This window comes from Micromonospora sp. URMC 103 (assembly GCF_051386435.1).
GTDB lineage: Bacteria > Actinomycetota > Actinomycetes > Mycobacteriales > Micromonosporaceae > Micromonospora.
The window spans coordinates 363666-388006 of the sequence record NZ_JBPQTR010000006.1; the positions used below are offsets into that span (position 1 = coordinate 363666).

The 24341-nt window shown below is 74.4% G+C and carries 20 protein-coding genes and 1 pseudogene; 9 read left to right on the top strand and 12 right to left on the bottom strand.

Features of this window, described 5'->3' with window-relative positions:
- Positions 1–20 precede the first annotated feature (20 nt).
- Positions 21–263, top strand: a complete 243-nt coding sequence (locus ACSNOA_RS27935; RefSeq protein ID WP_436662764.1) for a mycoredoxin — start codon at positions 21–23, stop codon at positions 261–263.
- 94 nt (positions 264–357) lie between these two features.
- On the opposite strand, the gene ACSNOA_RS27940 is transcribed toward ACSNOA_RS27935, so the two are convergent.
- Complete coding sequence (locus tag ACSNOA_RS27940) at positions 358–1662, bottom strand: MFS transporter (protein WP_436662765.1); 1305 nt, start codon at positions 1660–1662, stop codon at positions 358–360.
- A gap of 232 nt (positions 1663–1894) precedes the next feature.
- Here ACSNOA_RS27940 and ACSNOA_RS27945 point away from each other — a divergent pair, with 232 nt between their 5' ends.
- The 3 genes from ACSNOA_RS27945 (at position 1895) to ACSNOA_RS27955 (ending at position 3671) form a co-directional block, all read left to right on the top strand.
- The gene (locus tag ACSNOA_RS27945) at positions 1895–2875 is read left to right on the top strand and encodes a helix-turn-helix domain-containing protein (RefSeq protein ID WP_436662766.1); all 981 of its coding nucleotides are present in this window, start codon (positions 1895–1897) and stop codon (positions 2873–2875) included.
- 72 nt (positions 2876–2947) lie between these two features.
- Positions 2948–3187, top strand: coding sequence for a DUF397 domain-containing protein (locus tag ACSNOA_RS27950; protein ID WP_436662767.1), 240 nt, complete (start codon positions 2948–2950; stop codon positions 3185–3187).
- Between the two features lie 214 nt (positions 3188–3401).
- Complete coding sequence (locus ACSNOA_RS27955; protein WP_436662768.1) at positions 3402–3671, top strand: hypothetical protein; 270 nt, start codon at positions 3402–3404, stop codon at positions 3669–3671.
- Positions 3672–3796: 125 nt separating this feature from the next.
- Here the strand turns inward: ACSNOA_RS27955 and nudC are convergent, their stop codons facing one another.
- From nudC to ACSNOA_RS27970, 3 genes are all read right to left on the bottom strand, one after another.
- The gene (gene nudC, locus ACSNOA_RS27960) at positions 3797–4756 is read right to left on the bottom strand and encodes an NAD(+) diphosphatase (protein ID WP_436662769.1); all 960 of its coding nucleotides are present in this window, start codon (positions 4754–4756) and stop codon (positions 3797–3799) included.
- A gap of 49 nt (positions 4757–4805) precedes the next feature.
- On the bottom strand, positions 4806–6137 hold the full coding sequence (locus tag ACSNOA_RS27965) for a M16 family metallopeptidase (RefSeq protein WP_436662770.1): 1332 nt from the start codon (positions 6135–6137) through the stop codon (positions 4806–4808).
- A gap of 115 nt (positions 6138–6252) precedes the next feature.
- Positions 6253–7563: a M16 family metallopeptidase gene (locus ACSNOA_RS27970; protein ID WP_436662771.1), complete on the bottom strand. Its 1311-nt coding sequence runs from the start codon at positions 7561–7563 to the stop codon at positions 6253–6255.
- A gap of 172 nt (positions 7564–7735) precedes the next feature.
- Between ACSNOA_RS27970 and ACSNOA_RS27975 the strand changes: the two genes are divergently transcribed.
- From ACSNOA_RS27975 to ACSNOA_RS27985, 3 genes are read left to right on the top strand one after another with little or no spacing between them, the layout of a single operon-like run.
- Positions 7736–8785 (top strand): ABC transporter substrate-binding protein, encoded by a 1050-nt coding sequence (locus ACSNOA_RS27975; RefSeq protein ID WP_436662772.1) that lies wholly within the window; start codon positions 7736–7738, stop codon positions 8783–8785.
- Entirely contained in the window at positions 8782–9561 is a 780-nt protein-coding gene (locus ACSNOA_RS27980) for an ABC transporter ATP-binding protein (protein WP_436662773.1), read from the top strand. The genes ACSNOA_RS27975 and ACSNOA_RS27980 overlap by 4 nt, the downstream gene beginning before the upstream one ends.
- Entirely contained in the window at positions 9551–10435 is an 885-nt protein-coding gene (locus tag ACSNOA_RS27985) for an ABC transporter permease (RefSeq protein ID WP_436662774.1), read from the top strand. Before ACSNOA_RS27980 ends, ACSNOA_RS27985 begins: the two co-directional genes overlap by 11 nt.
- 40 nt (positions 10436–10475) lie before the next feature.
- Here ACSNOA_RS27985 and ACSNOA_RS27990 read toward each other — a convergent pair whose 3' ends face one another.
- From ACSNOA_RS27990 to ACSNOA_RS28020, 7 genes and pseudogenes are all read right to left on the bottom strand, one after another.
- Positions 10476–10721 carry a hypothetical protein gene (locus tag ACSNOA_RS27990; RefSeq protein ID WP_436662775.1) on the bottom strand — a complete coding sequence of 82 codons (246 nt, stop codon included), beginning with the start codon at positions 10719–10721 and terminating at the stop codon, positions 10476–10478.
- Between the two features lie 354 nt (positions 10722–11075).
- A complete protein-coding gene (locus tag ACSNOA_RS27995; RefSeq protein ID WP_436662776.1) occupies positions 11076–12395 on the bottom strand; it encodes a DEAD/DEAH box helicase in 1320 nt (439 codons plus the stop codon).
- A 182-nt stretch (positions 12396–12577) separates the two neighbouring features.
- The gene (gene cspE / locus ACSNOA_RS28000; RefSeq protein WP_076466503.1) at positions 12578–12781 is read right to left on the bottom strand and encodes a transcription antiterminator/RNA stability regulator CspE; all 204 of its coding nucleotides are present in this window, start codon (positions 12779–12781) and stop codon (positions 12578–12580) included.
- Between the two features lie 204 nt (positions 12782–12985).
- Positions 12986–16399, bottom strand: a complete 3414-nt coding sequence (locus ACSNOA_RS28005; RefSeq protein ID WP_436662777.1) for an ATP-dependent helicase — start codon at positions 16397–16399, stop codon at positions 12986–12988.
- Between the two features lie 58 nt (positions 16400–16457).
- Entirely contained in the window at positions 16458–20111 is a 3654-nt protein-coding gene (locus tag ACSNOA_RS28010) for an ATP-dependent helicase (RefSeq protein ID WP_436662778.1), read from the bottom strand.
- A 174-nt stretch (positions 20112–20285) separates the two neighbouring features.
- Positions 20286–20831: a TIGR00730 family Rossman fold protein gene (locus ACSNOA_RS28015; protein ID WP_436662779.1), complete on the bottom strand. Its 546-nt coding sequence runs from the start codon at positions 20829–20831 to the stop codon at positions 20286–20288.
- 123 nt (positions 20832–20954) lie between these two features.
- A pseudogene (locus tag ACSNOA_RS28020) lies at positions 20955–21785 on the bottom strand (TIGR00730 family Rossman fold protein); the annotation flags it as partial.
- A 155-nt stretch (positions 21786–21940) separates the two neighbouring features.
- Here ACSNOA_RS28020 and ACSNOA_RS28025 point away from each other — a divergent pair.
- On the top strand, positions 21941–22108 hold the full coding sequence (locus ACSNOA_RS28025) for a hypothetical protein (RefSeq protein WP_436662780.1): 168 nt from the start codon (positions 21941–21943) through the stop codon (positions 22106–22108).
- Positions 22109–22207: 99 nt separating this feature from the next.
- Here the strand turns inward: ACSNOA_RS28025 and dapE are convergent, their stop codons facing one another.
- Entirely contained in the window at positions 22208–23281 is a 1074-nt protein-coding gene (gene dapE, locus ACSNOA_RS28030) for a succinyl-diaminopimelate desuccinylase (protein ID WP_436662781.1), read from the bottom strand.
- A 78-nt stretch (positions 23282–23359) separates the two neighbouring features.
- On the opposite strand from dapE, the gene dapD reads away from it, so the two are divergent.
- The gene (gene dapD / locus ACSNOA_RS28035; protein ID WP_436662782.1) at positions 23360–24319 is read left to right on the top strand and encodes a 2,3,4,5-tetrahydropyridine-2,6-dicarboxylate N-succinyltransferase; all 960 of its coding nucleotides are present in this window, start codon (positions 23360–23362) and stop codon (positions 24317–24319) included.
- Positions 24320–24341: the final 22 nt, after the last annotated feature.

The window sequence follows — 24341 nt, forward strand, 5'->3', positions numbered from 1 at the left end:
GACGGTTGGAGGACGAGACCATGCTGACGATGTATTCCACCTCGTGGTGCGGCTACTGCCACCGGCTGAAGTCGCAGCTGGACCGGGAGGGCATCGGGTACGAGGTGGTCGACATCGAGCAGGACCCGCAGGCCGCGGAGTTCGTGATGAGCGTGAACGGCGGCAACCAGACCGTCCCGACGCTGCGCTTCGCCGACGGCAGCGCGCTCACCAACCCGTCCATCACCCAGGTCAAGCAGCACCTGGACAGCATCGCCGCCTGAGTCCCACAGCACCGCGAGAGGCGGCCGCCCGTCGGGCGGCCGCCTCTTTCGCGTCCGCGACCCACCCACCCCGCCGACGCGGGCGACCATGGGGTCAGCGGCACCGCTGCCGGCATGTCGCGCCGGTAATCTCATGATCATCGGGCCGGCGCGGGGACGGAACGCGCGGGGGCGGGTGCGGCGCCGGGACGCGCGGGGGCGGGACGCCGGCGCGCGCGGTCGGGCGCGTGAGGTGGCGGGCCCGCCAGAGGTAGCCGCCGGCGAGCAGCGTGGCCACGCCGGTCACGAGGAAGAGCAGCCGGTAGTCGAGCACGCCGACCAACAGCGCCCCGGCGCCGATCGAGACCGCCTGCGGGCCGCTCACCACCGCCTCGGCGGCGGCCACCACCCGGCCGAGCAGCCCCGGCGGGGTACGCCGCTGGATGAGCGTGTGGAGCCCCACCATGGTCAGCGGGAGCGAGAAACCGGCCAGCAGCACCGCCGCGACGCCGAGGCGCAGGTCGGGATACGCGAGCGCCAGCGCGGCCGGCCCGAAGAAGGCCACCCCGGTGGCCAACGTGCCGACCTCGCCGAGACGGCGTACCGCGCCGGGTGAGCAGAGGCTGCCGACCAGACCGCCGACGCCCTGCACGGTGACGAGCACGCCGACGAACGCGGCGTCCCGGCGGAGCCCCTGGTCGACGTACGCGAAGATCAGTGACTCGGTGAAGCCCATCACCAGCGAGCCGAGGCCGTAGCCGAGCAGGGCCCGGCGCAGCGCCGGCTCGCCGGCCAGGTGCCGCAGGCCCGCGCCGAGGTCGAGGGGCCAGCGCGGTCCCGCTCCGGGCGGAACGGCCTCCGTCGTACGGAGCATCCCCACCACGGCGGCCGCGGTCAGGAAGCCCAGCACGCCGATCGCGGCCAGCGCCGCGCCGCCGACCGCCGCGTAGAGGCCGGCGCCGGCGAGCGGCCCGACGAGGCGCAGCCCCTGGCGTACGGTCTGCAGCACACCGTTCGCCTCGGCCAGCAGTTCCACGGGCACGAGCTGCCGGATCAGCCCGCTGAGCGCGGCGCTGAGAGCCAGGTAGGACAGCCCGTACAGGGCGGCCACCGCGTAGACGATCCACACGTCGCCCCGGTCCCGCACGAGAAAGAGCGGGCTGACGACCAGCGCGGTCACCAGGTTGGCGGCGACGAAGAACGGCCGGCGCGGGCAGCGGTCGACGAACCATCCCACCAGCGGCGCCAGCGCCATCGGTGCGATGACCGCGAAGATGGTGGCGCCGGCCAGTCCGTCCGACCCGGTGAGGTCCTTGACCCAGATGGCCAGCGCGAGCAGCAGGATCGACTCCGCGCTCATGCTGGCCAGCAGCCCGCAGAAGAGCAGGCGGAACTCGGGGCGGCGCAGGACGGTCCGCATGGATGGGTCCTCCGGCGGGCGGTGGTGGCGGCGCGGGGCGGGCACGGTCTCCGGTGGCGCGGCGGGCGCGTACGCGTCGTCCGGCGACCGCGCCTTCCACGGTCCTCTTTTCTGCGAGACACGCCCCCGGGCGGAACGTCGGGCGCCGGTCGTGACGTCCATACTGACGGTGGGGGGCGAACTTCATACAGTTACCGTCGCGTCCGCGGCGGTCGACGGGAAAGAGGACACTGTGCCTCCTGCCTCACCCAGCCCCATCCTGCGACGGCGCAGGCTGGGCACCGAGCTGCGCCGGCTCCGCGAGGCCGCGGGTCTCACCGGGGACCAGGTCATCGAGCGGATCGGCTGGGCCTCCGCGTCCAAACTCTCCCGTCTGGAGAACGGCCGCAGCCGGCCGGACCCGGAGGACGTGCGCGCCCTGCTCGACCTCTACGGCGCCGACGCGGCGCTGCGCGCCGACCTCCTCGGCATCACCCAGGAGGCGGGCGACATGCGTGGGTGGCTGAAGAACTTTCCGGTGATGACCCAGCAGCAGCGCAGCTGGGCCGAGCTGGAGGCGGGCTGCGCGGCGATCTCGGAGTACAACCCGGTGCTGGTCCCCGGGCTGTTGCAGACCCCGGGCTACGCCAGCGTCCGGATCGTCTCGGCCCGTCGGGTCGCCGAGCGCGCCGGCGACCCGGAACCCACCGAGGAGCCGGAGGTCGAGGTGCAGGCCCGGCTGGCGCGGCAGGGGCTGTTGACCCGGGAGCCGGACGCGCCCCGCTACACGGCGGTGATCGAGGAGGCGGCGCTCGGCCACCGGGCCGGCCCGCCGGACGTGCTCCACGAGCAACTCGCCCAGCTCTGCGAGCTGGCCCTGCTGCCGAACGTGACCCTGCACGTGCTGCCGCGCGACACCCCGATCGGCGACTGGTACCTGCCGCCGACCGCGTTCTCCGTCTACCGGTTCGCCGATCCTCTCGATCCGGAGACGGTCGCCATCGAAGGGGGCTTCACCGACGTCATGTCGACCGAGGCAAAAACCCTAAATCGCTATAAAGTGGTGTTCGAGTGGCTATGCACGGCGGCACTTCCCGCCTCGGACACGCTCTCCTGGCTGATCGAGGCGACGGGACGGCTGACCGGGACGGCGAACCCGTCCACAGTGGCGTACGGGCCGGCAACGGCGCCGACCCAACGCCGCCGGCATCCGGGGCGGCTGACGGAACGGTGATCCACGGGGGACCCTCCGTCCGGGCGTGCGGCACCACTCGTCCCATCGGAGCGGTTCGAATGGAGCAGAACCATGAACGAGATCCGCAACACCCGGTCCGTCACCGCCGAGCATCTGACGGGCGCCCCGTGGCGCAAGAGCACCCGCAGCCAGACCTCCAACTGCGTGGAGGTCGCCCCGCTGGGCAACGGCCCGGCCGCGGTCGCGCTGCGCGACAGCAAGGACCAGCGCGGTCCGGTGCTGTTGTTCAACCGGGCCGGCTGGCTCGGTTTCATCGCGGGCGCGAAGGAGGGACAGTTCGATCGGAACTGATCCGCGTGTTCGGGGCGGGGCCGTCGGCGATGCCGGCGGCCCCGTTCGCGCGTCCGATCAGACCGGTCGCTGACCAGGCATCCGCTGATCGGACGAGGCTGAAAACCGATAGTGGCGTTTCACTTGCTGAGACGAAGGCGCGGCGTAAAGTGACGACTGAGTGACGTGGAATTTCCACACCGGGTCACCAGTCGCTGTTCATCCGGAGACGCCCATGCGGTTCCTGATCGTTCGCACCGACATCCGCGCCGTCGCCGACGGGGACATCGCCGCGGCCTGGGCCGGCGGGCACCGGCTGCGCGACGAGACGACCGCACCGGAACAGCGCCGGCAGATCGTGCACGCCGAGGACCGGGACGCCGCCCTGCTGCTGGCCCGCGCGCTGTCCACCGTGGGCGCCGTCCGCGCCGGCCGGCAACGCGTCAAGGTGCTGCCCCTGCGCGACGGCGGCCCCCTCCGGGCGCACCGGCCCGGCGTCACCTGAAAACGACGTCCGTCGTGGCCGACCGGCTCCCCCGCCGTGTTCCTCGCCCACCGACCACGACGGCCCGTGTTCCCGGCCCGTGACCGCCGCGGCAACGGCGGTCACGGGTCGGGACCGCATCCCGCTCAGCGCCCGGCGTCCACCCAGCCGTCGAGCCACTTGTGGATCAGGAACAGCGCGATCGACGCCGGCGGCGGCAGCACCAGTCGGGCGCCGCCGCCCACGTCCACCGTCCGCCCGGCCAGCGCCGCGCCGATCTCCGCGCGGGTGAACCACCGGGCGTACGCGATCTCGGCGGGGTCGAGCCGCACCGGGTCCTCCGGGTCGGCCGTGGCGAGGAAGCCCAGCATCAGGGAACCGGGAAACGGCCACGCCTGACTGCCCACGTACGTGATCGCCTCGACCCCGACGCCGACCTCCTCGCGGACCTCCCGCAGCACGGCCGCCTCGGCCGACTCCCCCGGCTCCACATAACCGGCCAGACAGGAGAAACGCCGCTCGCCCGGCGTGCTCGGCCAGGTCGCGTTGTTGCCCAGCAGGCACCGGCCCTCCAGGCCGGGCACGCCGTCGTGCACCAGCACGATCATCGCGGGATCCGTACGCGGCCAGATCCGGTCCCCGTCGCGGTCGACCCGGGACCAACCGGCCTCGTCCATCTCCGTGGGCGCGCCGGTGGCCGACGAGTAGCCGTGCCGCACGTGCCAGTTGAGCAGCGCGAGCGCCGTGGTGAAGAGGCCGGCGTCCCGGTCGCTGAGCAGGTGGCCCACGTCGCGCAGGCCGGCCGCCCGAGTGCCGGGAAGCTCCGGCAGCACGACGTCGACGGCGAAGACCGGCACCCCGTCCGGCTCCACACCGAGGAACATCGCGCCCGCCTCACTGCCCGCCGGAAGGTCACCGGCGCCGAGCAGGACCAGGGCCGGCGGGCTCACGTCGGTACGCACGAGCGTCCGGCCGCCCGCCGACGAGTCCAGCACCAGCACACGGCCACGCAACCACGCCTCGCCGAGCCACACCGGGTCGGTGCGCCGGTGCGCCGCGCGGTCCAGCGTGGAACGCGCCAGCGGCGGGGCGATCTCGCCGCTCACGCCCCCGCCTCCCGCCGGTCGGCGCCGGCCGGCCGCGCTCCGCGCCCGTTCATGCCGTCTCGATCGGAGTCAACGCGGCCAGCGACGGGGCGATCCGCTCGGCGTCGCCCAGCACCACGGTCACCGCGTTCGCCGGCGCGAGGTAGCGGGCCGCCGCCTCGGCGACATCGGCCACCGTGGCCTTGGCGAGCCGGGCCGCGTGCTCGGCCAGGAAGTCGAGCCGCAGCCCGCTGCCCGCGTACGCGCTGACCAGGGCGGCCAGGCCGGCCTGGGTGGACATACCCAGCTGGAGGGTGCCGAGCGCGTACTGGCGCGCCTGCTCCAGCTCGTCCTCCTTCGGCGGCAGCGACGCCAGCCGGCCCAGCTCGTACGTCGTCTCCAACAGCGCCGGACCGGTCACCTCCGTGGCCACCTCGGCGGCGGCCACGAGCACCGACCCGGCCACCGCGTGCTCGATGAGCGAGTGCGGGCCGTACGTGTAGCCCTTGTCCTCCCGGATGTTCTCCACCCAACGGGACGAGAAGTAGCCGCCGAACACGAGGTTGGCCAGTTGCAGGGCCGCGTGGTCGGGATGGGTGCGGGGCACCGCCGGCATCGCCACGCGCAGCGACGACTGCACCGAGCCCGGCCGGTCGACCAGCAGCAGCGGGCCGGGCTCCAGCGGCGGCGCGGGCGGCAGGTCGACCGTACGACCGGCGCCCGTCCAGCCGTCGAGCGCCTTCTCGGCGGCGTCCAGCGCGCGTTCCGGCTGCACGTCGCCGACCAGCACGAGCACCGAGTCGGCGGGGTGCACCCGCTCGGCGTGCAGGCGGCGCAGCGCGGCGGGACGGACCGCGCGGACCTCGTCCGGCTCCGGCGTCTGCACCGCGTACGGGTGCCGGCCGTAGACGCGCTTGAGCAGCGCGACGCGCGCCAGGTGCGCGGGTTGGCTCTGCGCCACCTGAATCCGGTCGATCAACCGGTCCCGTTCGGTGGCGACCTCCTCGTTCGGGTAGGTGGCCCCGGTCAGCACCTCGGCGAGGATCTCCAGCATCCGGTCGAGCCCGGTGACGAGGCTGGCGCCCGAGAGCATGAGCCGGTCGGGGTCGACCCCGGCGGAAAGCCCGCCGCCGACCTTCTGCAGCTCGGCGGCGATCTGCACGCTCGTCATGGTCGACGTGCCGGAGAGCAGGGTCTGCGAGAGCATCCCGCCGCGGGCCAGGTGCGCCCGGCCGAACGGCACCCAGAGCCGCAGCTCGACCAACGGCACGGCCGGCCGGCGTACGGCGATCACGGTGAGGCCGTTGCCGAGCGTGCGCTCGGCCTGCTTCGGCAGCTTGAGCTTGCGGGTCGGACCGAGCGGCGGCAGCGTCCGCGGCCCCGGCGAGACAGTTGCCGTCACTGGACCTCCTTCGTTCGCGACTGCGGGGCTCGCAAACCCGGCTCACTCCTCGCGCTCACCGGGCCCTCCTTCGTTCGCGACTGCGGGGCTCGCAAACCCGGCTCACTCCTCGCGCTCACCGGGCACCTCCGGCGATGACCTCGATCGACGCGCGGCGCTGCGGCCGCAGGGTGGCGGCGGCGGCGCGCACCTGCTCCTCGGTGACCTCGCCCACCAGCCGCGGCAGGTCGTTGAGCAGGCCCGGCTCGCCGCGCTGCTGCTCCAGCACCGCCATGCGCAGCGCCCGGCCGAGCACGGCGTCGGTGTCGCGCAGCAGGTGGGTGGCCATCCTCGCCTGCGTACGCGCCAGCTCGCCCTCGGTGAGACCGTCGGTGGCGAGCCGGTCCAGCTCCTCGTCGATGGTGCGCAGCACCTTGTCCACGTCGCCGCCCGGTGGCAGGTGGGCCTGGAGCAGCAGCGCCGTCGGGTCCCGCACGTCGAACGGGTCGCCCATGAAGCCGAGGTAGCCGCCCATGCTGGTGACCGTCCGGTCACGCTGCACGAGCCGCTCCACGAGCCGCGAGGCGTCGCCGTCGGTGAGCACCTCGGCGAGCACCACGTACGGCAGGTAGCCCGCGAAGTCGGTGACCGGGTCCGGTACGCGCCAGGCGCCGGCCACCGCCGGGAGCGGGGCGAGCGTGTCGGTGTACGAGGTGCGTCGCTCGGCGGTCAGGTCGGGCTCGGCGAAGTCGGGCCGGTCCGGCGCGGGGCGCGCCGGCACGTCCCCGAAGTGCCGCTCGATCAACGCGGTGGCCTCGGTCACGTCGATGTCACCGCTCACCGCCAGCACGGCGTTGCCGCTCGCGTAGTAACGCCGGAAGAAGTCGGTCGCGTCGGCCACGGTGGCCGACTCCAGGTCGTCGAAGGAGCCGTAGCCGTCGTGCGCGTTGGGGAACGTGTCGAACATGACCGGCGGCAGCGTCAGCCAGGGGAAGCCGCCGTACGGCCGGTTGAGGACGTTGACCCGGATCTCCTCCTTGACCACGTCGACCTGGTTGCGCAGGTTCTCCTCGGTCAGGCGGGGACCGCGCATCCGGTCGGCCTCGAGGAAGAGCGCGCGCTCGAGCGCGTTGCTCGGCAGGGTCTCGAAGTAGTCGGTGTAGTCGAGGTGGGTCGAGCCGTTGAAGGTGCCGCCGGCGCCCTGCACGTGCCGGAAGTGGGCCAGCTTCTCCAGGTTCTCGGAACCCTGGAACATCAGGTGCTCGAAGAGGTGGGCGAAGCCGGTGCGCCCCTCGGGTTCGGACCGGATGCCGACGTCGTAGACCACGGCCACCCCGATGACCGGGGCGCTGCGGTCCGGGGTGAGGACCACCCGCAGGCCGTTGTCGAGGGTGAACCGCTCGACCGGATACTTCGTCGCTGGAATTCTCGATCTCCGCGCCGCCACGTGATCGACCCTAGCGCGTCGTCCTCCTCGTCACCGGCGACCTCCCTGAGCCGCCGCATCCGGCCCCGTCGCCCGCGACGACCTCCCGCCATGTGGGTGGGCCTTGACGGCACCCGACCCATGCCCCACTCTTCCTATCAACTAAGTAGGAAAACTCGGGATTGGATGAGCGATGAGACGTCGCCGCATGGTCACCCTGGTCACCCTCGCCGCGCTCGGCACGGCGACGCTGGGCACCGCCGCCTGCGGCGACGGCGGCGACTCCGGCGGTGGCTCCGGACCGGTGACGCTGCGCCTCGGCTACTTCCCGAACATCACCCACGCGCCCGCCGTGGTCGGCGTGGAGAAGGGCATCTTCGCCGAGAAGCTCGGCAGCGACGTGAAGCTGGAGCCGAAGACGTTCAACGCCGGCCCGGCCGCCATCGAGGCGATCTTCTCCGGCGCGCTGGACGCCACGTACATCGGTCCGAACCCGACGGTGAACGCCTTCTCCAAGAGCGACGGCCAGGCCGTCCGGGTGGTCTCCGGGGCGGCCTCGGGTGGCGTGGCGCTCGTCGTCAAGCCGGGCATCACCGGCGTGCAGGATCTGCGCGGCAAGAAGATCGCCACGCCCCAGCTCGGCAACACGCAGGACGTGGCGGTGCGCTGGTGGCTCAAGCAGCAGGGGCTCACCACCACCAAGGAGGGAGGCGGCGACGTCACGATCGTCCCGCAGGAGAACGCGCAGACGGTGGAGACGTTCGGCAGTGGCGCGATCGACGGCGCCTGGGTGCCCGAACCGTTCGTCTCCCGGCTCGTCAACGCCGGCGGCAGGGTGCTCGTCGACGAGCGCGACCTCTGGCCGGACGGGAAGTTCGTCATCACCAATCTGCTGGTCAGCACCACGTTCCTCAAGGCACACCCGGACGTGGTGCGCCGGCTCGTCCAGGGCCAGGTGGCGGCGAACGACTTCGTCAACGCCAAGCCCGACGAGGCGCAGCAGGCGATCTCGGACGCGATCGGCAAGATCACCGGCAAGCCGCTCGACCTCAAGCTGATCAAGCAGGCATGGCCGACGCTGACGTTCACCAACGATCCGCTCCCCACGTCCCTCACGGCGGGGCTCGACCACGCCGTCGACGTCGGGCTGACCGATCCGGTGGACCTCAAGGGCCTGTACGACCTCTCGTACCTCAACGAGACACTCAAGGCGCAGGGCAAGCCCGAGGTCGTCCAGCCATGACGTCGACCACGACGACGCCGGACAGCGCGACCGCCGCGGTCGCGCTGTCCGGCGTGACCAAGGTGTACGGACGCGGTGCGAACGCCGTCCTCGCCCTGGACGGGGTCTCCCTCGACGTCGCGCCGGGCGAGTTCGTCTGCCTGGTGGGCGCGTCGGGCTGCGGCAAGAGCACCTTGCTCAACCTGGTCGCCGGCCTGGACCGGCCCAGCGGCGGGCGGATCGCCCTGGCCGGCGACTCCACCCCCGGCCTCATGTTCCAGGAGCCGGCGCTCTTCCCGTGGCTGACCGTCGAGGCCAACGTCGAGATGCCGCTCAAGCTGCGCGGGCTGCCCCGCGCGCACCGCCGGGAACGGGTGGCCGAGCTGCTGCGGACGGTGCACCTCGCCGACTTCGGGCGCAAGCGACCGCACGAGCTCTCCGGCGGCATGCGGCAACGGGTCGCGCTGGCCCGCACCCTGGCGCTCGACACACCGGTGCTGCTCATGGACGAGCCGTTCGGCGCGCTCGACGCGATGACCCGCGACATCCTGCACGACGAGCTGGAACGGATCTGGGCGGAACGGCGGCTCACCGTCCTGTTCGTGACGCACAACGTCCGGGAGGCGGCCCGGCTGGCCGACCGGATCATCCTGCTGTCCAGCCGGCCCGGCCGGATCATCTACTCGACCCGGGTCGAGGTGCCGAGACCCCGCCGGATCGACGCCCCCGAGGTGGCCGCCATCGCCGCCGAGGTCACCGACCGACTCCGTACGGAGGTGGGCCGCCATGGCCAGTGACACGCTCGTCCCGGCGGCGCGTACCGACGCGGAGATCTCCGGGCTGGACGCGTTGGAGATCGCCGGGCGGGAGAAGGAGGCGTCCCGGGCGAGCCGCCTGTGGGCGGCCACCTGGCCGAAGCTGGCCGCGCTCGCCCTGGCGCTCGCCCTGTGGCAGGTCGTGGTCTGGACCGGCTGGAAGGATCCGTGGGCCCTGCCCGGCCCGGGCCCGGTCCTCGCCGACCTCGGCCGGTACGTGGGCAGCGCCGCCCTCTGGGACGGCCTCGCGACCACGGCCCGCCGGGCGGTGGTCGGCTTCGCCGCCGCGGTAGCGGTGGGGCTGCTGCTCGGCCTCGCGGTGGCCCGGTCGCGGGTGCTGCGCGCCGCGATCGGGTCGATGATCACGGCGTTGCAGACCATGCCGTCGATCGCCTGGTTCCCACTCGCGATCCTGCTGTTCCAGCTCAGCGAGCAGGCGATCTTCTTCGTGGTGGTGCTCGGCGCCGCGCCGTCGATCGCGAACGGGGTCATCCACGGCGTGGACTACGTGCCGCCGCTGCTGCTGCGGGCCGGTCGCAACCTGGGCGCCCGCGGGGTGAGCCTCTACCGGTACGTCATCGCGCCGGCCGCGCTCCCGGCCATCGTCGCCGGGCTCAAGCAGGGCTGGGCCTTCGCCTGGCGGAGCCTCATGGCCGGCGAGCTGCTCGTGGTCATCGCGGCGCGGACCTCGATCGGCGCGCAGCTCACGTACGCCCGCGACTTCTCCGACGCGGAACGGCTGATGGCCATCATGATCGTGATCCTGGTGGTCGGTCTCCTGGTGGACGCCGCGTTCGGCGCCGCCGACAAGGCGATCCGGCGCCGGTGGGGCGTGCTGGACCAGGCCGGCCGCTGACGCCGACCGCGGTGTGAGCGGGCTCCGGGTGGCCTACCGGTCAGCCGACCGGGAGGCCACCCGGAGCCGAGTCGGGGTCCACCGGGACGTGCAAATCCACCACGCCGGCGGGAGCGGTTCCGGCCACGGTGGCGTGCCAGGGCGTGAAGGCCGCGACCACGGCGAGCAGGAGCCCGGCGGCCGCGAGCGCGAGCACGAGGAGCAGCTCGCGTGTCGCGGCGAGCAGCTCGCGTGTCGCGGCGAGCAGCTCGCGTGTCGCGGCGCCCGAGCCCCGGTCGCCCGCCATGGTCGCCCCCTCCGCGCCGGGCCCCCCGCCCGGCGTCGTCCCCAGGGGAGCTTCGACCACGCGGACCTACCCGCACAGTCGCCCACCCGACGCACCGGCCGCTGATTGCCGACTCAGTCGGGCCCGACGCGCGCAGAAACCGCTCGGAGTCGACCGGCCCGAAGAGGCCCGCCGCCGAAACGGCCGACGGACGAGGGAGCGGGTGGTCCCGCGACGAGGGCGATGCCTCAGCGTCATAAATATGCCTCTGAGGCATCACGCCCAACGACGAGGGCGAACGTCACCGCCCCCGGTCCCGAGCACCACACCGTTCCCGCCGTCCCAGGAGCGGGGATCGGGCGTGCGGCGACGCCCTCAGGCGTGGCGCGGCCGGCGAGGCCGGCGCGAGCGGCCCGACGCGCGGTGCGCCGTCCCGCTTTCCGGCCGGCCGCCTGCGCCGCTCACCCGGGCCGGGGCCCGGACCGGCGCGGGCGCCGGCGGCGCCGCGATGGTCACCGGCTCGCCGGACGGCTCGCGCGCACCGGTCACCCGGGCCAGGGAGGTGTCGCCGGGACGCACCTCGACGGACTCCGGACGGATCCCGGCGGTCGCCATCAAGCGCGACACGTCCCGGCGCTGCTCGGGCAGGACCAGGGTCACCACCCGGCCGGGCTCCCCGGCGCGTGCCGTACGGCCGCCCCGGTGCAGGTAGTCCTTGGCCTCGGTGGGCGGGTCCACGTTCACCACGAGGTCCAGCCCGTCGACGTGGATGCCCCGGGCCGCCACGTTCGTGGCGACCAGCGCGGTCACCTGCCCGGTGCGGAACTGCTCGAGGATCCGGGTGCGCTGCGGCTGCGACTTGCCCCCGTGCAACGCGGCGGCACGCACGCCCTTGGCGAGCAGTTGGCGAGCCAGGCGGTCGGCCCGGTGCTTCGTACCCAGGAACAGGATGCTGCGGCCCTCGCGGGCGGCGATCCGGGCCACCGCGGCGGGCTTGTCCGCCGGGTCGACGTGCACCACGTGGTGCGTCATCGCGGTGACCATGGCGGTGCCCGGGTCGACCGAGTGGGACACCGGGTCGGTCAGGAAGCGCCGGACGAGCCGGTCCACGCCGCCGTCCAGGGTGGCCGAGAAGAGCATCCGCTGCCCGTCCGGTGCGACCTGCTCCAGCAGCCAGGTCACCTGGGGCAGGAACCCCATGTCGGCCATCTGGTCCGCCTCGTCGAGCACGGTGGTGCGGACCTGGTCGAGGCGGGCGTCGCCACGGTCGATCAGGTCACGCAACCGGCCAGGGGTGGCCACCAGCACCTCGACGCCCGCGCGCAGGTCGTCCGCCTGCCGCCGCAGCGACAGGCCGCCGACGACGCTGGCGCAGCGCAACCCGACCGCCTGCGCGTACGGGGTGAGGGCGGCCGTCACCTGCTGGGCCAGCTCACGGGTGGGCACCAGCACGAGCGCCAGCGGACGGCCCGGGCGGGCCCGGTGGCCGGCGGTGCGGTGCAGCAGTGGAAGCCCGAAGGCGAGTGTCTTGCCGGAGCCGGTGCGGCCCCGGCCCAGCACGTCCCGGCCGGCGAGCGAGTCCGGGAGGGTCGCCGACTGGATCGGGAACGGTTCGGTGATGCCCTGCGCCGACAGCACGGCCAGCAGGCGGGGAGCCAGGCCGGAATCAGCGAAGGAGGGAAGAACGGTGGTCAACGGGAAGCCTTCCTCGAGGCGGCACGTGTCGAGGAAGGCGCCGGGCGGCGCTGCACCGGTTCGGCGAACCGCCGGTGGTCACAAGCACGAACCGAATGGGTACGGGGGCCGGCCGCGTGCGGCGGCCGGCCCCCGTCACCGGGCCCGAAGGGCGCGGTGGATGGTGCGCTGTCGCCCGACGATCAGAGCGGGCGGATGTTCGCGGCCTGCGGGCCCTTCTGGCCCTGGGTCACCTCGAACTCCACCCGCTGGTTCTCGTCCAGGCTCCGGTAGCCGGAGGACTGGATCGCCGAGAAGTGGGCGAAGACGTCCGCGCCGCCGTCGTCCGGGGTGATGAAGCCGAAGCCCTTGTCAGCGTTGAACCACTTGACGGTGCCGATTGCCATGTTGTTCGTCTCCTTGACGGAACGTCGGACCCGCACCTGTTGCGGGCCCGAGAGGAGCGCCCCACGCGGAACTGCGTGGCGCGCCTGTCGCTTCTGGTCGCCCCGCCCGGAGAACTCCGGACACAACAAAGAGCGCCTGGGGCCACAATCCGCCAGGCGCACACGAAGTCTCTGGGAACCAAAACTGCAACGCCCCGAAATCTATCACGCCCGGGCGGAATCGGCGCGGTGATCCCCGCCCTCCGGCAGCGCGGCGATCATTTCGGTCAGCCCGGCCACGTCGAGCAGGTCCACCGGCCGCACGGTGACGCCGTCACGGACGTAGTGGAACGCGGCGCCCACCTGCTCGACCGGCACCCCGGCAAGCTCCGCCCAGGCCAGCCGGTAGACGGCGAGCTGCACGGCCGCGGCCTCCGCGGCGGCGCCGGCGGGCTGCCCGCCGGTCTTCCAGTCCACCACGTCGAACCGCCCACCGGGACGGGCGAAGACCGCGTCCATCCGGCCCCGCACCACCACCCCGGCGATCACCGTGGCGAACGGCACCTCCACCTCGACCGGCGTCCGATCGGCCCACTCGCTGGCCAGGAAGCGCTCCTGGAGCTCCACGAGAGCCTCGTCCGGCGCCGCGTCGGCGTCGGTCGCGCCGGGCAGTTCGTCCACATCGAGCAGCCGGTCGGCGCCGAAGCGCTGCTCCAGCCAGGTGTGGAAGGCCGTGCCCCGCCGGGCGTACGGGCTCGGCTCGCTCGGGAGCGGGCGGCGCAGCGACCGGGCCAGCGCCACCGGGTCGCGGCGCAGCGCCACCAGTTGCGTGACCGTCAGGTGGTCGGGCAACACCACCTCGACCGCCCCGGAGGCGCGGGTCAGCTCCGCGCGCTCGGCCAGCAGCAGGTCCGCCTCCCGGCGCCAGCGCGCCGCCTCGAGGTCGTCCGCACCGGGATCCGGCTCGGCCTCCTCCCCCGCCGACTCGGACGCCGCGCCCCCCGGGTCCGGCCTGTCGGCCAGGAACCGCCGGACCAGGGCGGCGGCCTCACCCAGCGCCGGCCGGCGCGCGCCCAGCGGGTCGGCCGGCCACTCCGCCCGGAGCACCACCTCTGTGGTCGGGTTGGTCGCGTCCGGCGCCGGCTCGGGCGCCCACGCGTCGACCAGGTGCCCCGGCCCTCCGTCGAGGCAGGCGGCCTGCACCTCCTGAAGGAACACCGACGGGCCACGGGGGCGCTTCGTCCCCTCCCCCCACCAGTACCCGGAGCAGAGCAGCAGCCGCCGCGGACGGGTCACCGCCACGTACGCGAGCCGCCGCTCCTCCCGCTCGTCGTGCGCCCGCCAGGCGTCGGTGAAGTCGGCCAGCGCCCGGGCCACCCCGCGCTGGTCGGTCACCTCGTCGAGATCCAGCCGTGGCAGCCCGTCGGCGTCACCACGCAGCGGGAACGGCAGCACGCCGAGCCCGCCCAACCAGTGGTCGGAGTTGCGCACCGGGCCGGGCCACACGCCGCGGCTCAGGCCGGCGACCGCCACCACGTCCCACTCCAGGCCCTTCGCCGCGTGCGCGGTGAGCACCTGCACCGCGCCCTCGACCACCTCGACCTCGCCCGGGGTCAGGCCGCGCTCCTCGTCCTCGGCGGCGGCGAGGAAGGAGAGGAACGCCGAGAGCGTGGCGCCGGGCGTCTCACCGCCGAACCGGGCCGCCACGTCGCCGAGCGCGTCCAGGTGGCCCCGGGCGAGGCCCGCGTCGCCCGCGCCGTCCCGGCCGGCGCGCACGGCCACCTCCACGTCCAGGCCGATCGTCCGCTCGACGTCCGCGATCAGGTCCGGCAGGGACTGGTCGAGCCGGTAGCGGAGCAACGCCAGCTCGCGGCCGTACGCGCGCAGCCGCGCGTAGCCCTCCGCCGAGTACGCCTGCGCCGGGCCGAGGTCGGCCAACGCCTCGACCAACGTCGCCTCGTCCAGCTGGTCCGGGGTGATCTCCGGGGTGCCGTCGCCGGCGAGCTGCCGCCGGCCGGCCGCGATGGCCCGCGCCCGGCGGTGCAGCGCCACCAGGTCCCGCGGCCCGATCCGCCAGCGCGCGCCGGTGAGCAGCCGCAGCAGCGCCGCGCCGTCGGTCGGATCGGCCAGCACGCGCAGCGTGCAGACGACGTCCCGCACCTCCGGGGTGTCGAGCAGGCCGCCCAGGCCGACCACGTCGACCGGGAGCCCCCGCTCACGCAGCGCCGACTCGATCGCCGGGATCTGGCTGCGTACCCGCACCAGCACGGCGGTGGTCGGCCGTTGCGCGACCGGGATGTGCTCGGGCAGGGCGCCCGGCATCCGGGCCGCGCCCCGCCAGGCGGACAGCACGCTGTCGGCGATCCAGGCCGCCTCGTCGGCGTACGTCTCGAGCAGGGCGCAGTGGACGGTGCCGGCGGCCGCGCCGCGGGGGCTGCGGTGCGGGATCGGCTCGCGCACGCTCAGCGCGGCGCGCAGCTCGGGCACCCGGGCGCCCGCCGCTCGCAGCGGCGCGGCCAGCGCGTTAGCCACCGCGAGGATCTCCGGACGGTTGCGCCAGCTCGTGGTGAGGCCGAGCGCGGGCGCGGGCGTGCCGTCCGGCCGGGCGAACTCGGCGGGAAACCGGTCCAGCGTGCCGGCCGAGGCGCCCCGCCAGCCGTAGATGGACTGGCACGGGTCGCCCACCGCGGTCACCGGGTGCCCGTCGCCGAAGAGTGCCGTGAGCAGCACCACCTGGGCGTGGCTCGTGTCCTGGTACTCGTCGAGCAGCACCACGCGGTAGCGGTCCCGCTCGATCGCGCCGACCCCCGGATGGTCCCGGGCCACCCGGGCGGCCCGGGCGAGCTGGTCGGCGAAGTCCATCGCCTCGAAGTCCTCCTTGCGCCGCGCGTACGCCCGCACCAGCGGGAGCAACCTCAGCCGGGTCTGCTGGAGCTGGAGCGCCCTGCGCACGTCCGCGTAGACGCGGCCCGGGTTGGCCTGCACCTCCGCGAAGAACCGGCCGGTCCACGCGGCCAGGTCGTCCGGGTCGACGAGGTGCTCGTCCAGCTCGCCGGCCAGCGCCAGCACCGCGTCCGTGATGGTGCTCGGCATCCGGTCCACCTCGGACATGTCGCCGTCGTAGTTGCGCACCAGCAGATCGACCAGCTGCCAGCGGGACGCCTCGGTGAGCAGCCGGGTGGACGGCTCGTAGCCCGCGCGCAGCCCGTGCTCGGTGACGATGCGGCCCGCGTACGAGTGGTAGGTGGCGATGGTGGGCTCGCCGGCCAGCGGGTCGTCGAGCGGGTCCCGCCCCCGCCGGCCGAGCCGGCGGATGAGCTGGTCGAGCCGCGTCCGGACGCGGTGTGCCAGCTCCCCCGCGGCCTTGCGGGTGAAGGTGAGCCCGAGCACCTGCTCGGGGCGGACGTACGAGTTGGCCACCAGCCACACCACCCGGGCGGCCATGGTCTCGGTCTTGCCGGACCCGGCGCCCGCCACGACCAGCAGCGGCTCCACCGGCGCCGCGATGATCGCGGCCTGCTCGTGGGTGGGCGCGGGCAGCCGCAGCAGCCGCGCCAGCTCCACCGGGGTGTACCGGGGCCCGGCGTCGGCCACCCGGGGCGCCGGCGTCGCGGTGCCGAACAGGGCCGGTTGGGTCACTGTCCCGTCCTCGTACGCGACTGCGGGGCTCGCACGTCCACTCCTCGCGCTCGCGGTCCTACGCCTGGTCCGGACGGCGGACGGCCGGCGGCTCCACCACCTGGCGGCCCTGCCCGGAGACCGGGCAGCTGGTGCGTACCGGGCAGACCCGGCACTTCGAGTTGGCGACCGCGGCGAAGGTGGCGGCGGCCATCGTATCGGCGGTGCGCCGCACCAGCGCCGTCGCCCAGCCGGCCTCCGGCCCCTCACCGGCCGGCGGCTGGCTCTGCTCCTTCGCGTCCTTGGCGGTGGTGCCGAGCTGCACCAGCGCGGCGCCACCGGACTCCTCACCGAACTCGGCGAACGCCCCCGCCTCGACCGCCGCCTGGTACGCACCCAACTGCGGGTGCTCGGCCAGGTCACTGCCGGTCACCGCGGTGGACTTGCCGGTCTTCAGGTCGACCACCACGAGGCGCCCGTCGGCGTCGACCTCCAGCCGGTCCACCCGGCCGGTCAGCTCGACCGGCCGGCGCGGGTCGTCGAGGCGTACGGCGAACTCGTGCTCGATGGCGAGCAGCCGGCGCGGGTTGCTGGCCAACCACCGCAGCAGCTTGTCGACCATCGCCTCCGCGCGGTTGCGCTCGGGGCCGGCCATCCAGCGGGCGGCCAGCTCGATCGCGTCGAACCGGGCGGCCACGTAGTCGAGCAGCGCCCCCCGGTCGGCGCTCGCGTCCTCGGCGAGCATGGCGGCGGCGTGCACCAGGTTGCCCACGCCCTGGGCGGTGCTGGCCGGCGCGCTTCCGCCGTGCCGTTCCAGCAGCCAGCGCAGGCTGCACCGCAGCGCGCTCTCCATGGCCGACGGGGTCACCCGCACCGGGTCCCCCTCGTCCACGAGCGGCCGGTCGTCGGAGAGCCCGCGCAGCCCCCACCAGTCGTCGGGATGCGCGCCGGGCACCCCGGCGGCGGCCAGCCGGGCGAGTTCGGCCGCCGCGGCGCGCCGCCGGGCGTGCGGGGCCGCCGGGTCGACCACGGCGGTACGCAGTTCGGCGACGAGCGCCGGCAGGGTGAGCGCGCGGGGCGGCCGGGTGACCGGCAGCGCGTCCCGTCGCTCGGGGACGGTCACGGGACTCTCCGTGCCGGAGGCGTCCGCGGTGTCGTCCGGCCCGGACCCGTCCGGCTCCGGCCCGTCCACGGCGCCCTCCGCCTCGGGCCCGTCCACGACGCCGCGCGTCGCGGATTCGTCCGGGCGCTCGGCGGGGGCCAATCCGCCGGCCGGGGCCGGTTCGTTGGCCATGGCCGGGCCGCCGTTCGCGGGCGAGTCGCCGTTCGTCGCCGGGACGCCGTTCGCGGGCGGACCGTGCGGGTCGCCGTCGGGGGTGGACCGGGGGCCGGGCGGGGTGGGGTCGCCGCCGGGCGGGGCGGGCGGGTCGGTGGGACCGAGTTCGTACAGAAAGCGGCTGGGCTGCTCCTCGTGGTCGTCGCCGCCGACCGCCGCCGACGCGACCGCGCTGACCAGCAGCCGGTGGCGCGCCCGGGTCACCGCCACGTAGAACAGCCGCCGCTCCTCGTCGAGCAGCGCGGAGGTCTGGCCGACCACGGTGGCCAGGCCGCCCTCGCCCACGGCCCGCCCGGCGAGCACGTCGACGAGCCGCTCCGAGCCGAGCAGGCTACCCCGCAGCCGCAGGTCCGGCCAGACGCCCTCCTGCACGCCGGCCACCGCCACCAGATCCCACTCCAGGCCCTTGGCGGCGTGCGCGGTGAGCAGCCGTACCGCCTCACCACGGTCGGCGGCCGGGGCGAGGGTGTCGGCCGGCAGGTCCTGACCGAGCACGTGGTCGAGGAAGACCTCGGTGCGGGCGCCGGGCAGCCGGTCGGTGAACCGGGCCGCCGCGTCGAAAAGCACCATCACGGCGTCGAGATCCCGGTCGGCGGCCTCCGCCCGGCGTCGCCGCGCCAGGTCCCCCTCGCCGGCCACCGGCCGGCCGCGGCTGATCGCGCCGGCCCACCGCTCGGCCAGCCCGCTGGCCCGCCACACCGCCCACAGCACGTCCTCCGCCGTGGCACCCGGGCGGGCGGCCGCCTCCCGCGCGGTGGCCAGCAGCCCCGCCACGGCCTGCGCCGGCTCGGCCCAGCGCCGCTCGATGCCGGCCAGCTCGGCCGGATCCCGCAACGCCTCCACGAGCAACTCGCCGGAGGGTCGGCGGTCGCCGCCGGCCAACGCGAGCGCCCGCAGACCCTGTCGCAGCCGCCGCTCGGCCAGCGGGTCGGCCCCGCCGAGCGGCGAGTGCAGCAGCGCGACGGCGGCCTCCTCGTCGAGCTGGGCAGGATCGAGGGCGCAGCGCAGCAGGAGCAGCAGCGGCGCGACCGCCGGTTGCAGGTGCAGCGGCAGGTCCTCGCCGTGCACCACGGTCGGCACGCCGGCCGCGTGGAGCGCCCGTTGCAGGGTCGGCAGTTGCAACGCCGTCGACCGGAGCAGCACCGCCATCCGCGACCAGGGCACGCCGTCCAGCAGGTGCGCCGCCCGCAGCGAGTGCGCGAGCCAGGACGCCTCGCTGGTCGCCGACCGGAACGTGTGGACCTCCACGACGCCGGGCGGCGCCTCGGGCAGCGACCGCAGCCGGCGCTGCCCGGCCGGACCACGCAGCCGGTTGGCCACCCGCCCGGTCGCGGCGAGCAGGCGCGGGCCGGCCCGGTAGGAGGTGGTGAGCAGCACCTGCGCCGCCGGCGCCCCGGACGCCGTCCGGAACCGGTGCGGGAACGTGGTCACGGCGGCCGGGTCGGCGCCGCGGAACGCGTACGTGGAGGAATCCGGGTCGGCGAAGGCGACCAGGGACTTGCCGCCACCGGCCACCACGGCGAGCAGCTCCTGCTGGGCCGGGTCCGTGTCGGCCAGCTCGTCTACGTAGACGTACGCGAGCCGGCGCCGCTCGGCCGCGAGCAGCTCGTCGTCGTCGCGGAGCAGCCCGGTGGCGGCCCGCACCAGCTCGGCCGGGTCGTACGCGATCGAGCCGCGGTTGCTGACGTCGCGCAGCGCGAGCACCGCCACGTACTCCCGCAGAAAGCGCGCGGCGGCCGGCCAGTCGGCACGGCCGAGTTTCTCGCCGAGCCGGGCCAGGTCAACCGGGCCCACCCCGCGCTCGGCGGCGCGCATCAGCAGGTCCCGCAGCTGGGCGGCGAACGCCCGCGTACGCAGCGCGGGACGCAGGTCCTCCGGCCAGCCGACCGGGTCGTCGTCCGGCTCCTCGCCGACCACGTCCAGCAACTCGCGGATGATCAGATCCTGCTCGGGACCGGTGAGCAGCCGGGGCGACGGCTCGCCCCGCTCGGCGGCGGCCCGGCGGAGCAGCCCGAAGGCGTACGCCGGAAAGGTGCGCACGAGCGGCTCGCGCAGCACGCGGTGGCCGTCGCGGGCCACCCGGGCCTCGATGCGGTGGCGCAGCGCCGTGGCGCCCCGGCGGCCGAACGTGAGCACCAGGATCCGCTCCGGGTCGACGCCCTCGGCGACGCGGGCCGCGACCGCCTCGACGAGCGTGCTCGTCTTGCCGGTGCCCGGCCCTCCGACGACCAGCATCGGCCCGTCGGTGTGCCCGACCACCTCGGCCTGTACCGGATCGACCCGCCAACGACCGTCGGCCGCCCCCATAGGCGGACGGGTCTCGCCGGCCGGCCCGTCGGGCCGCCGGGCCTCCTCGGTCGGCCCCGCGGGCCGACGCACCAACCGGTACGCCTGCATCACCTCATCCCACCACGCCCCTACGACACCCCGCCCCGCCCCACCCCTCGCCTCTACTCGTCGATCATGAAGTTGTTGTCGCGACACGCCGGTGGTGGCGGCAATAACTTCATGATCGACGGGAAGCGGGGGGACGGGGGCCGGGCGCCGGGCGAGGGCCGGTAAGGGCCGGTCTCAGGTGAGGCGGGACTCCAGCGCGTCCAGGGCGGCGGGGACGGAGTCGACGACGGTGAGCAGGTCGAGGCCGGCCGGCTTGAGGAACTGCTGCTCGGTGAGGGCGGCCAGCCAGTCGAGCAGCGGCCGGTAGAACCCGTCGGCGTCCACGAGCACCATCGGCTTGCCGTGCAGGGCGAGGGTGGCCGTCGTCCAGACCTCGAACAGCTCGTCCAGCGTGCCGAGCCCGCCGGGCAGGGTGAGGAACGCGTCCGACTTGTCGATCATGAGCGTCTTGCGGCTGGCCATCGAGTCGGTGACCAGCAGCTCGTCCGACTTGAGGTCGGCGACCTCCAGGTCGACGAGCGCCTGCGGGATCACCCCGACGGTCGGTCCGCCGCCCGCCCGGGCGCCGTCGGCGAGGGCGCCCATCATCCCGACGCACCCGCCGCCGCTCACGAGCGTGTGCCCGCGCCGGGCGATCTCCGCGCCGGTCTCGGTGGCGAGGGCGAGCCAGCGGCGGTCGAGGGTACGGGACGAGGCACAGAAGACGCAGATGGCGGCCACCGCTCAGTCCTCCCCCTCGCCGGCGTCGATCCGCTCGGCCACGTCAGCCGGCGCGACCCCGTGCGGGACGGCGCGGCCCGTTCCGGCGCCGGCGTCCCGGCGATCGGCCATCGCGTGTTGCGCGCTCGCGTCCCGCTGGTCGGCGGCCGTCCGGGCCACCGCCTCCTCGCGGACGGCCTCCTGTTCGGCGGAGAGCGCGGCCTCGGCCTCGACGATGTGCCGGACGGCCGCGTCCACGTCGTCGGTGAGGCAGATCAGCTCCAGGTCGACCGGCCCGATCTTGCCGCCGGCCGCCATCGTGTCGCGGAGCCAGTCGAGCAGGCCGCGCCAGTAGTCCACGCCCATGAGCACCACGGGGAACCGGGTCACCTTGCCGGTCTGCACGAGCGTGAGCGCCTCGAAGAGCTCGTCCATCGTGCCGAACCCGCCGGGCAGCACCACGAAGGCCTGGGCGTACTTCACGAACATGGTCTTGCGGGCGAAGAAGTAGCGGAAGTCGATGGCGAGGTCGACCCAGTCGTTGATGCCCTGCTCGAAGGGAAGTTCGATGCCGAGCCCGACGGAGAGCCCACCCGCCTCGCTGGCGCCGCGGTTGGTGGCCTCCATCACGCCGGGCCCGCCCCCGGTGATCACGGCGTAGCCGGCGCGGGCCAGGGCGCCGCCGAGTTCCTCGGCCATCCGGCACTCTTCGCTGTCCGGGCCGCTGCGGGCGGAGCCGAAGACGCTGACGGCCGGCGGCAGGTCGGCGAGGGTGTCGAAGCCCTCCACGAACTCGGAGAGGATCCGCAGCGCCCGCCAGGCGTCCCTGGTCTTCCAGTCGCCCCGGCCCCGCGAGTCCAGCAGGCGCTGGTCGGCGGTGCTGCTCGGGATCGCCTGGCGGCGGAGCGTCACGGCGCCCCGGTGCCGCTCCCGCCCCGGCGGCCGGCCCGCCTCCCGCCCGTTGCTCTCGCTCATGCAAGCAACCGTAGTGGAGCCGCACCGGCGGGGTGCGGGCGGCGAGAACGCCGAGAAATAGTTCGCGATCTTGGGCAACTAATTCCGTCGCCCGTACGTCTTACTATTCACATACCGGGTATGCCCCGGCGCGCGCCTTCGGGGGAGGAGCCAGCGTGATCAGCAACAGCGAGATGATCCGGATCCGCCGTCAGATGCAGCGGCGGATCCGTGACGTGGTGGCCGAGCGCCGCCGCGCCCGTCAGATGGAGCCCGTCGGCGGCGAGCCGACCGGCGATCCCGCCGACGCCCGGCCCGCCGCCGACGTCACCGCTTCGGTCTGACCGCCCCGCCGGCGGGTCGCCGGCCACAGCGTCGACCGTGATGTCCCGCGTCGCCCGGCCCACCCCGGCCGGCGCGGGCATCCTGGTCGTGAGCCCGGGTCACGCGGGGGCGAGCCACCGGTGCAGCGTGGCGGCCCCGTCGCGGATCTTGCTGATCTCGACGTGCTCGTCCTTGTGGTGGGCCAGGTTCGGATCGCCCGGGCCGAAGTTCAACGCCGGAATCCCCATGGCCGCGAAGCGGGCCACGTCCGTCCAGCCCAGCTTGCCGATCGGCGCGGCGCCGACCGCCGCGAGGAACTCCTGCGCCGCCGGGTTGTCCAGGCCCGGGGCCGCGCCGGCCGCCGCGTCGGTGACCGCCAGGTCGAAGCCGGCGAAGACCTCCCGCAGGTGCGCCTCGGCCGCCGCCGGGTCCCGGTCCGGGGCGTACCGGTAGTTGACCTCGATCTCGCACCGGTCCGGGATGACGTTGCCGGCCACCCCACCGGTGATCCGCACCGCGTTCAGGCCCTCGCGATAGTCGCAGCCGTCGATGGTCACCCGGCGCGCCTCGTACGCGCCCAGCCGACGCAGCACCTCGCCGGCCCCGTGGATGGCGTTCACCCCGTGCCAGGACCGGGCCGCGTGGGCACGCTCGCCGTGCGTGGTGACGACCGCCCGCATCGTCCCCTGGCAGCCGGCCTCGACGATGCCGTACGTGGGCTCCAGCAGCACCGCGAAGTCCGCCTGGAGCCACTCCGGGTGCGCCTCCCCGACGAGGCGCAGCCCGTTGTACTTCGACTCGATCTCCTCCGCCTCGTAGAAGAAGTACGTGACGTCGTAGCGCGGGTCGGGCAGGGTCACCGCGAGGTGCAGGGCGTACGCGACGCCCGACTTCATGTCCGAGGTGCCGCAGCCGTACATGAGGTCGCCGCGCAGCGTCGACGGGAAGTTGTTGTTGAGCGGCACCGTGTCCAGGTGCCCGGCGAGCACCACCCGCTGCGCCCGGCCCAGCTCGGTACGCGCCATCACCGTGTTGCCGTGGCGGTAGGTGGTCAGGTGCGGCACACCCCGCAGCACCTCCTCGACGCAGTCGGCGATCGCCTTCTCGTTCAGGGAGACGGACTCTATGTCGACGAGGGCGCGGGTCAGCGCCACCGGATCGGCGAGGACCTCGGGGGTCAACGGGTTCTCCATGGTTCGCACGGTACCGTCAGACCCGGTGGGGGCGCGGAGCGAGCTTCCGCCGCTCGATGGCGAACGAGAGGTGAAGCAGTGACGTCCGCACGATCCGCCTGGGGCATCGGCCTGGCCACCGTCACCGGCGACGACCAGGTGCTCGACACCTGGTACCCGACCGGGAAGCTGGGGCTCGGCGAGCTTCCGCTGGTGCCCGGCGAGGAGAAGGCGGACGTGCTCGACCTGCCGCCCGCGGCGGTCGGCGAGCGGGCCCTGCCGGGCCTGCGGAGCGTCGAGGTGGTCACCGTCATCGGCTCGCTCGACGACCCGATCAAGGACGCCGCCGACGCGTACCTCCGGCTGCACCTGCTCTCCCACCGCCTGGTGCGGCCGGGTGAGCTGAACCTCGACGGCATCTTCGGCAAGCTGGCGAACGTGGCCTGGACCTCGGCGGGGCCGTGCCCGCCGGAGCGGGTCGACGAGCTGCGGGTCATCGAGCGGGCCGCCGGCCGGCACCTCGCCGTGTACGGGGTGGACAAGTTCCCCCGGATGACCGACTACGTGGTGCCCTCGGGCGTCCGCATCGCCGACGCGGACCGGGTCCGCCTCGGCGCGCACCTGGCCTCCGGCACCACGGTCATGCACGAGGGCTTCGTGAACTTCAACGCCGGCACGCTGGGCACGTCGATGGTCGAGGGCCGGATCGTGCAGGGTGTGGTGGTCGGCGACGGCTCCGACATCGGCGGCGGCGCGTCGATCATGGGTACGCTCTCCGGCGGCGGCACCGACAGGATCCGTATCGGCGAGCGGAGCCTGGTCGGCGCGAACGCCGGCGTCGGCATCTCCCTCGGCGACGACTGCGTGGTCGAGGCCGGCTGCTACATCACCGCCGCGTCGAAGATCACACTTCCGGACGGCCGGGTCGTGAAGGCCCGCGAGCTGTCCGGCGTGGACGGGCTGCTCTTCTGGCGCAACTCGGTGACCGGCGCGCTGGAGGCCAAGCCGCGCACCGGCCGCGGCATCGAGCTGAACGCGGCGCTGCACGCCAACGACTGACGTCCCCTCCGGGTCCGCGGTC

Bases quoted from the DNA above. Each gene is read 5' to 3' on its own strand.
- ACSNOA_RS28010 (WP_436662778.1), bottom strand. From the start codon at position 20,111: ATGCAGGCGTACCGGTTGGTGCGTCGGCCCGCGGGGCCGACCGAGGAG.
- ACSNOA_RS27980 (WP_436662773.1), top strand. From the start codon at position 8,782: ATGACGTCGACCACGACGACGCCGGACAGCGCGACCGCCGCGGTCGCG.
- ACSNOA_RS27940 (WP_436662765.1), bottom strand. From the start codon at position 1,662: ATGCGGACCGTCCTGCGCCGCCCCGAGTTCCGCCTGCTCTTCTGCGGG.
- ACSNOA_RS27950 (WP_436662767.1), top strand. From the start codon at position 2,948: ATGAACGAGATCCGCAACACCCGGTCCGTCACCGCCGAGCATCTGACG.
- ACSNOA_RS27975 (WP_436662772.1), top strand. From the start codon at position 7,736: ATGAGACGTCGCCGCATGGTCACCCTGGTCACCCTCGCCGCGCTCGGC.
- ACSNOA_RS27935 (WP_436662764.1), top strand. From the start codon at position 21: ATGCTGACGATGTATTCCACCTCGTGGTGCGGCTACTGCCACCGGCTG.
- dapE (WP_436662781.1), bottom strand. From the start codon at position 23,281: ATGGAGAACCCGTTGACCCCCGAGGTCCTCGCCGATCCGGTGGCGCTG.
- ACSNOA_RS27985 (WP_436662774.1), top strand. From the start codon at position 9,551: ATGGCCAGTGACACGCTCGTCCCGGCGGCGCGTACCGACGCGGAGATC.
- ACSNOA_RS27955 (WP_436662768.1), top strand. From the start codon at position 3,402: ATGCGGTTCCTGATCGTTCGCACCGACATCCGCGCCGTCGCCGACGGG.
- cspE (WP_076466503.1), bottom strand. From the start codon at position 12,781: ATGGCAATCGGCACCGTCAAGTGGTTCAACGCTGACAAGGGCTTCGGC.
- ACSNOA_RS27990 (WP_436662775.1), bottom strand. From the start codon at position 10,721: ATGGCGGGCGACCGGGGCTCGGGCGCCGCGACACGCGAGCTGCTCGCC.